General features: G+C 69.9%; 9 protein-coding genes. 7 read left to right on the top strand and 2 right to left on the bottom strand.

The genetic code is table 11. The features are described from left to right. The 3 genes from ACWGIH_RS38935 to truA form a co-directional block, all read left to right on the top strand. On the top strand, positions 1 to 230 hold a 230-nt coding region (locus tag ACWGIH_RS38935), incomplete at its 5' end, for a DNA-directed RNA polymerase subunit alpha C-terminal domain-containing protein (RefSeq protein WP_351172014.1). Between the two features lie 81 nt (positions 231 to 311). After that, positions 312 to 800 carry a 50S ribosomal protein L17 gene (gene rplQ / locus ACWGIH_RS38930; RefSeq protein WP_453450606.1) on the top strand — a complete coding sequence of 163 codons (489 nt, stop codon included), beginning with the start codon at positions 312 to 314 and terminating at the stop codon, positions 798 to 800. Positions 801 to 880: 80 nt separating this feature from the next. Next, positions 881 to 1735: a tRNA pseudouridine(38-40) synthase TruA gene (gene truA, locus ACWGIH_RS38925; RefSeq protein WP_453450605.1), complete on the top strand. Its 855-nt coding sequence runs from the start codon at positions 881 to 883 to the stop codon at positions 1733 to 1735. Positions 1736 to 1765: 30 nt separating this feature from the next. Here the strand turns inward: truA and ACWGIH_RS38920 are convergent, their stop codons facing one another. Continuing rightward, positions 1766 to 2614: a hypothetical protein gene (locus tag ACWGIH_RS38920; RefSeq protein ID WP_453450604.1), complete on the bottom strand. Its 849-nt coding sequence runs from the start codon at positions 2612 to 2614 to the stop codon at positions 1766 to 1768. Between the two features lie 74 nt (positions 2615 to 2688). Between ACWGIH_RS38920 and ACWGIH_RS38915 the strand changes: the two genes are divergently transcribed. From ACWGIH_RS38915 to glmM, 4 genes are all read left to right on the top strand, one after another. Continuing rightward, positions 2689 to 3897, top strand: coding sequence for a glycosyltransferase family 87 protein (locus ACWGIH_RS38915; protein WP_453450603.1), 1209 nt, complete (start codon positions 2689 to 2691; stop codon positions 3895 to 3897). A 211-nt stretch (positions 3898 to 4108) separates the two neighbouring features. Continuing rightward, entirely contained in the window at positions 4109 to 4552 is a 444-nt protein-coding gene (gene rplM, locus ACWGIH_RS38910) for a 50S ribosomal protein L13 (RefSeq protein ID WP_160506678.1), read from the top strand. A gap of 42 nt (positions 4553 to 4594) precedes the next feature. After that, positions 4595 to 5116, top strand: a complete 522-nt coding sequence (gene rpsI / locus ACWGIH_RS38905) for a 30S ribosomal protein S9 (RefSeq protein ID WP_249588321.1) — start codon at positions 4595 to 4597, stop codon at positions 5114 to 5116. Positions 5117 to 5249: 133 nt separating this feature from the next. After that, on the top strand, positions 5250 to 6608 hold the full coding sequence (gene glmM / locus ACWGIH_RS38900; RefSeq protein WP_453450602.1) for a phosphoglucosamine mutase: 1359 nt from the start codon (positions 5250 to 5252) through the stop codon (positions 6606 to 6608). Here glmM and ACWGIH_RS38895 read toward each other — a convergent pair. Beyond that, entirely contained in the window at positions 6605 to 7552 is a 948-nt protein-coding gene (locus tag ACWGIH_RS38895; RefSeq protein ID WP_453450601.1) for a DUF389 domain-containing protein, read from the bottom strand. The two genes, glmM and ACWGIH_RS38895, sit on opposite strands and share 4 nt — an antisense overlap. Positions 7553 to 7579: the final 27 nt, after the last annotated feature.

Genomic DNA, 7579 nt, shown 5'->3' with positions numbered 1-7579 from the left:
AGCGCGAGGGCATCCACTCCGTGGGTGAGCTCGTGGCCCGCTCCGAGGCGGACCTGCTCGACATCCGCAACTTCGGTGCGAAGTCGATCGACGAGGTCAAGATGAAGCTGAACGGCATGGGCCTCGCGCTCAAGGACTCGCCTCCCGGCTTCGACCCGACCGCTGCCGCCGACGCCTTCGGCGCCGATGACGACGCGGACGCCGGCTTCGTGGAGACCGAGCAGTACTGATGAACTGCCCGGGGGCGTCCGCCCTCGGGGCCCTGTCCCCGGTACCTGATACGGCCGGGGCAGATCACTAGGAGAAACACCATGCCGAAGCCCACCAAGGGTGCCCGTATGGGCGGCAGCGCCGCGCACGAGAAGCTTCTGCTGGCGAACCTCGCCAAGCAGCTCTTCGAGTACGGCCGCATCACCACCACCGAGGCGAAGGCCCGTCGTCTGCGTCCCTACGCGGAGCGTCTGGTCACCAAGGCGAAGAAGGGTGACCTTCACAACCGCCGCCAGGTGCTGTCCGTCATCACCGACAAGAGCATCGTGCACACGCTCTTCACGGAGATCGGCCCGCGCTACGAGAACCGCCCGGGTGGCTACACCCGTATCACCAAGATCGGTAACCGTCGTGGCGACAACGCGCCCATGGCGATCATCGAGCTGGTGGAGGCCCTGACCGTGGCCCAGGAGGCCACCGGTGAGGCCGAGGCGGCCACGAAGCGCTCCGCCAAGGACGCCGAGGTTGCCGAGCCCAAGGTCGACACGACCAAGGGTGACGAGGCCGCCGAGGAGTCGAAGGACGCCTGAGGCTCTGCCTTGCTGTGAGCGGGTCCGCCCTTCGGGGCGGGCCCGCTTTCGCGTGCACCTGGTGCTGAGAGGATGTTGGTGTGAGTGACGAAGTAGAGCCCGGGTTCGTGCGGGTGCGCCTTGATCTTTCGTACGACGGCAAGGATTTCTCCGGCTGGGCCAAGCAGAAGCAGGGGCAGCGGACCGTCCAGGGGGAGATCGAGGCCGCGCTGAGGACCGTGACGCGGTCGCAGGAGACGTACGAGCTGACCGTGGCCGGGCGGACCGACAGCGGGGTGCACGCGCGCGGGCAGGTCGCCCACGTCGATCTGCCGCAGAGCGTGTGGGCCGAGCACAGCGACAAGCTGCTGCGCAGGCTCGCCGGGCGGCTGCCGCACGACGTGCGGGTGTGGAAGGTGGCCGAGGCTCCCGTGGGGTTCAACGCGCGGTTCGCGGCCGTGTGGCGGCGTTACGCCTATCGCGTGACCGATCACCCCGGCGGTGTGGACCCGCTGCTGCGCAGTCATGTGCTGTGGCACGACTGGGAGTTGGACCTCGACGCGATGAACGTCGCGGCCGAGAAGCTCCTCGGCGAGCACGATTTCGCCGCCTACTGCAAGAAGCGCGAGGGTGCCACGACCATTCGCACGCTTCAGGAACTGCGGTGGGAGCGGCGGCCGGACGGGATCCTCGAGGCGACCGTTCGGGCCGATGCCTTCTGCCACAACATGGTGCGGTCCCTGGTCGGCGCCATGCTGTTCGTGGGTGACGGCCACCGGCCCGTGGAGTGGCCGGCCAAGGTGCTCGCCGCCGGGGTGCGGGACTCCGCCGTGCATGTCGTACGACCGCACGGGCTGACGCTCGAGGAAGTCGGTTACCCCGCCGACGAGTTGCTCGCCGCGCGCAGCAAGGAAGCGCGCAACAAGCGGACGTTGCCCGGCGCCGGGTGCTGCTGAGCCCCGGCTGCCGGACTGCCGACTGCCGGACTACTGCGGGGCGTTGGCCGCGGCGGACGCCTGCGCCTCGCCCCGCCGGTGGATCTGGCCGAAGGCGAAGCGGGCCAGGTCGTCGCCGACCGTGTAGGCCTTGCGCTCCTTCTCCGTGACGTCCTTGTCGCTGGTGAAGCCGGTGGTCGTGAAGTAGGCGTAGCGGCCGTAGGCGTTGTACGTGCCGCGGCAGACCGCCGTCTGGCAGAAGGCGGGGACGCCCTTGCCGGGGAGCGCGACGACGAGGCCTTCCTTCGCCTGGTCGTTGACCTCGGCGGCCTGGGCCGCCGTGTCGAAGACGGCGACGCCGACCGTCACGGCGATGTTGTCCTTCACGTAGCTGGCGCGGAGGAGCTGCGTGCAGTCGTTCTTGCTGAGGATCGCGCCGAGCTTGGGCTGGGTGACGCTCGCGCACTTCTTCGTGCCGCTGGTGGCGCCCTTTTTGTAGACGCGGTCGCCCGAGGTCAGCGACTTGCCGGGGAAGAGCGTGTCGGCGCTGAGCGGCGCCTTGTCCTTCTTGGCGCTGGAGATGAACTCCTTGGGGTCCGGCGGGGGCGGCGGTGTCGTCTCCTCGAAGGACGGGCCGGGGTTCTCGCTCGCGCCGGGGATGTCCGCGGTCGAGGGCAGCTCGCTCGCCGGTTTGTTCGAGGCGGAGGTGTTGTCGCTGTTCGCGGAGACCACGGCGACGGCGACGGCGGCCGCGACCACGACGGTGGCGAGCGCGCCGCCGCCGATCATCAGCCATTTGCGGCGCCGGGTGCGCGATTCGGATGCCTCGGCGAGCGCCGCCCAGTCAGGGGTCTGTGAATCCCCTGGACCCCACTGAGGTCCCCCTTGCCCAAAGCTCATGCGCCGCATCTTAGACGGGGAGATGGGGATGTTGAGCGGGGGCCGGGGGAGGTGACCGACCTAGCCTGATCCCTATGAATACGGGCAAAGTAGCTGTTAGTGGGTGGTTGCTGCGGCCGGCGGCCTGGCATGCCTGGGCGGCGCTCGGGGTCGTGCTGGTCGCCACGGTCATCCGGGTGGGGCTGCGGAGTGCGAGCGGCGGGATGGACAACGCCATCGTGGTGCGGGCGGCCGAGGCCTGGCTGGAGGGGCGCTCGCCCTATGCCGACCGGCACTTCCTCTATCTGCCGGGCGCCGTGCTCGCCGCGGTGCCGCAGACGATGCTCCCGCAGTCCGTCGTGCGGTTCTTCGTCCCGGCGGGGGTCGCGGCCTCGCTCGTCCTCGGGTGGGGGTGTGCGCTGCGGATCCACGGGGTGGCGTGGCGCAGCCGGTTCGCGGTGCTCGGTCTGCTCGCGCTCGCCCTGGGGTTCGCGCCGTTCGGGCATCTCGTCCGGCTCGGCAACTGGACGGTGGCGTCGGCGGCCGCGCTGCCGTTCGCGCTGCTGCTCGTGTGCCGGGGGAGGTGGATGGCCGCGGGCCTGGTGATCGGGGCCGTCGTCGCCGTGAAGCCGCTGCTCGTGCCGGTGGTGCTGCTCTTCGTCTTCGCCCGGCAGTGGCGCGCGCTCGGTGGCGCGGTGCTCCTGCCCGCGGTGGTCTCGGCAGGCACGGCGCTGGCCATGCCGGACCCCGCGGGGTTCTTCACGCGGACGCTGCCGTTCCTGCTGCGGGGCGACGACAGCTTCGTACGGCTCTACGAGGCGTCGCCCGCCGCGATCCTGCCGCGGCTCGGGGTGCCGCAGGGGGTGGCGTCGGTGCTCGCGCTCGTGGCCGCGGGGGCGGGGGTGTGGTGCGCGTGGCGGCGCTGGCGGGGCGGGGGTGATCAGGTGCCGCGGGTGGTCGAGACGGCCGTGATGCTGATGCTGGCGGCCTTCCTGGTGTCCAGGCCGTCGTACGACCACTATCTGCTCGTCGTCGTGCCGCTGCTGCTCTCCGGGGCGCTCGTGCCGGGTGCGGTGGCCCGGGACAAGTGGTTCTGGCTGGCGCTGGTCCCGCAGGTTCCCGGGTTCACCTGGCCTTGGCTCGAACCCGGGACCCGGCGGGCCTTCCGGGACTGCGTCACGCTGTGTGTGCTGGCCTTCACGGTCGCCCGGTGCTGTCTGCGGTCGAGGGCGGTTACCTTGGACGGCGCGGGACAGCCTGAGGCGGTGGAGCCGGCGGTGCCGGTCTCCAGATCCGCGTTTTGACCCGTACGGGGCGGCGCGGGTACTCTCGGGGATTGTTATGCGTATTGGTGTCGTCGTTCTCACGCGATGGGCACATACGTAGGTTCCCTGGAGCAGTTACCAGTGGTTCGCATACGGGCAGCGTCCCCGGCATTGTGAGCCCCAGCTGCATGATCGCTTCCTGGGTGCCGTGTGTCTGGACCCCATCCACTGAAGAAGCGAAGGCTACGAAGTGCGTACGTACAGCCCCAAGCCCGGCGATGTGACCCGCCAGTGGCACGTCATTGACGCTCAGGACATCGTCCTGGGCCGTCTGGCCACCACTGCAGCCAACCTCCTGCGGGGCAAGCACAAGGCGATCTACGCCCCCCACATGGACATGGGCGACTTCGTCATCATCATCAACGCCGACAAGGTTCACCTGTCCGGCAACAAGAAGACCCAGAAGCTGGCGTACCGCCACTCCGGCTACCCGGGTGGTCTGCGTTCCGTCCGCTACGACGAGCTTCTTGAGAAGAACCCCGAGAAGGCCGTCGAGAAGGCCATCAAGGGCATGATCCCCAAGAACACCCTGGGCCGTCAGATGCTCTCGAAGCTGAAGGTCTACGCGGGCGACCAGCACCCGCACGGCGCTCAGCAGCCGGTCCCGTTCGAGATCACCCAGGTCGCGCAGTAGTTCCGGCCACCCCCAAAGACGTAAAGAAATCTGAGGAGAATCGTGGCCGAGACCACCGTTGAGCAGCCGGTCGAAGAGACCGAGGTTGTTGACGTCGAGCAGTACACCACCGAGTCCGAGGCGCCCGTCGAGGGCGAGTACACCTCGGAGTCGAACGCCGCGCGCTTCGGCGACCCGCAGCCGGCCGCCGGCCTGGGCCGTCGCAAGAACGCCATCGCCCGCGTCCGGATCGTCCCGGGCACCGGCAAGTGGAAGGTCAACGGGCGCACGCTCGAGGACTACTTCCCGAACAAGGTCCACCAGCAGGAAGTCAACGAGCCCTTCAAGGTGCTCGAGCTCGACAACCGCTACGACGTCATCGCCCGCATCTCGGGTGGCGGCGTCTCCGGTCAGGCCGGTGCGCTCCGTCTCGGTGTCGCCCGTGCGCTGAACGAGGCCGACGTCGACAACAACCGCGCGGCCCTCAAGAAGGCCGGTTACCTCAAGCGTGACGACCGTGCGGTCGAGCGCAAGAAGGCCGGTCTCAAGAAGGCCCGCAAGGCTCCGCAGTACAGCAAGCGCTAATCTGCCTGCTTGTACTTCTCGTTCGCCCCGGCGGCACGTTGTGTGCTGCCGGGGCGTTCGTTTATCGCAAACCCTGGTGATGCCGGGGCGGGACCCCGGTGTCGCCGGGGTAGAAGTCCGGAGGAGGACAGCAGTGGGACGACTCTTCGGTACGGACGGCGTGCGCGGTGTCGCCAACGCGGATCTGACGGCCGAGCTCGCGCTCGGGCTCTCCGTGGCGGCGGCTCATGTGCTCGGCGAAGCGGGCACGTTCGAGGGCCATCGGCCGGTCGCCGTGGTCGGGCGGGACCCCCGCGCGTCGGGAGAGTTCCTGGAGGCCGCGGTGGTCGCCGGTCTCGCGAGCGCGGGCGTGGACGTCCAGCTCGTCGGTGTGCTGCCCACCCCCGCGGTGGCGCATCTCACCGGTGCGCTGGGCGCCGACCTCGGCGTGATGCTCTCCGCGAGCCACAACGCCATGCCGGACAACGGCATCAAGTTCTTCGCGCGCGGCGGCCAGAAACTGGCCGACGAGCTGGAGAACCGCATCGAGGCCGTGTACGAGGAGCACCGCACCGGCGCTCCCTGGCAGCGCCCCACGGGCGCGGGCGTCGGCCGTGTGCGGACGTACGACCAGGGCCTCGACCAGTACGTGGCGCACCTCCTCGGTGTGCTCCCCAACCGCCTCGACGGACTGAAGATCGTCCTCGACGAGGCGCACGGGGCCGCCGCCCGAGTGTCGCCCGAGGCGTTCTCGCGCGCCGGTGCCGAGATCATCACGATCGGCGCCAAGCCGGACGGCCTGAACATCAACGACGGCTGCGGCTCCACGCACCTGGACCTGCTCAAGGCCGCCGTCGTCGAGCACGGCGCCGACTTCGGTGTCGCGCACGACGGGGACGCGGACCGCTGCCTCGCCGTGGACCACACGGGCGCCGAGATCGACGGGGACCAGATCCTCGCCGTCCTGGCGCTGGCCATGCGCGAGCACGGCACGCTGCGTGAGAACACCGTCGTCGCGACGGTCATGTCGAACCTGGGCTTCAAGCTCGCCATGGAGCGCGAGGGTCTCTCCCTCGTGCAGACCGCCGTCGGCGACCGGTATGTCCTGGAGTCGATGAAGCAGCACGGCTTCGCCCTGGGCGGCGAGCAGTCCGGGCACGTCATCGTCCTGGACCACGCGACCACGGGCGACGGCACCCTGACGGGGCTGCTGCTCGCGGCGCGCGTCGCCGAGACCGGGCGCAGCCTCGCGGAGCTCGCCGGGGTCATGGAGCGGCTTCCGCAGATCCTGATCAATGTGCCCGACGTCGACAAGTCGCGGGTCGACACCTCCGCCGAGCTGGCGGCCGCGGTCGCCGAGGCCGAGCGTGAACTGGGCGCCACGGGCCGGGTGTTGCTGCGCTCGTCCGGCACGGAGCCGCTGGTGCGTGTGATGGTGGAGGCCGCCGACATCGACCAGGCGCGGTCCGTGGCCGGGCACCTCGCCGACGTGGTGAAGTCCGCGCTGGGCTAGGCCGGCTGCTTCTTGGCGGTACGTTCGCGCTGCCTGGCCCAGAGGACCTTCTGGGCGAGCAGCGTGAGCGTACCGGCGACGACGATGCCGAGCAGGTTGAGCAGGAGCTGCTCCGTGGAGCCCCAGGTCTGCTCCGCGTCGCCGTAGCTGAGCGCCAGTGCCGCGTTGGCCGCCGCCGGGACGGTCGTCACCGAGATCGCGACGCCCACCAGGGCGCCCGACTTGGCCGAGGTCAGCGAGAGCATGCCGGCGGCTCCGGCCAGGACGGCCACGACGAACGAGAACCAGTCGGGCGCGTAGACGAAGCCGGTGTTGGGGCGGTCCTGTTCCAGCTGCTTCTCGGTGAAGAGGCCGACCGCGTCCATGAAGTGGCTGAAGCCCACCGTCACCCCCATCGCGACGGCGAAGCCCACCAGGATCGCGACGAGCGAGCGCGCGGCAAGCCGCGGGGCGCGCTGGATCAGGGCGGTGCAGAAACCCGCCAGGGGGCCGAACTCGGGGCCCACCGCCATCGCGCCGACGATCAGGATCGCGTTGTCCAGGACCACGCCGCAGGCCGCGATCATCGTGGCGAGCGTGATGAACGCGACGTAGGTCGCCGAGAGCGTCGACTCCTCGTGGGTCGCGTCGGAGAGCTGCTCCCACAGAACGGCGTCCGCGCCTTCGCCCGGTGCGTCGTGCTCGGCCTTGTCGGCGCGGTGGGACAGGGACAGGTCGATGTTCTCGACCGCGATGGACCCCGACTCGTCGATGCCGAGTGAGCGCAGACCGCCGAGCAGTTCGTCGCCCGCCTCGCGGGCCACGTCGCACATCACGACGTCGCCCACGGGGTTGCGGGCCGCGCCGGGCAGCACGGCGAGGTGGGTGGTGCCGACCGTTCCCTCGATCAGACGCACCACGTCGTCGGTCTTGTCCGCCGGGGTGATCAGGCGCAGATGCAGCATCCGCGAAGGTTATCGGGGGCCGCCGGG

The organism is Streptomyces sp. NPDC054872 (genome assembly GCF_053610705.1).
The sequence above is the reverse complement of the archived record's forward strand: the minus strand, read 5'-3'. Positions and strand labels throughout refer to the sequence as shown.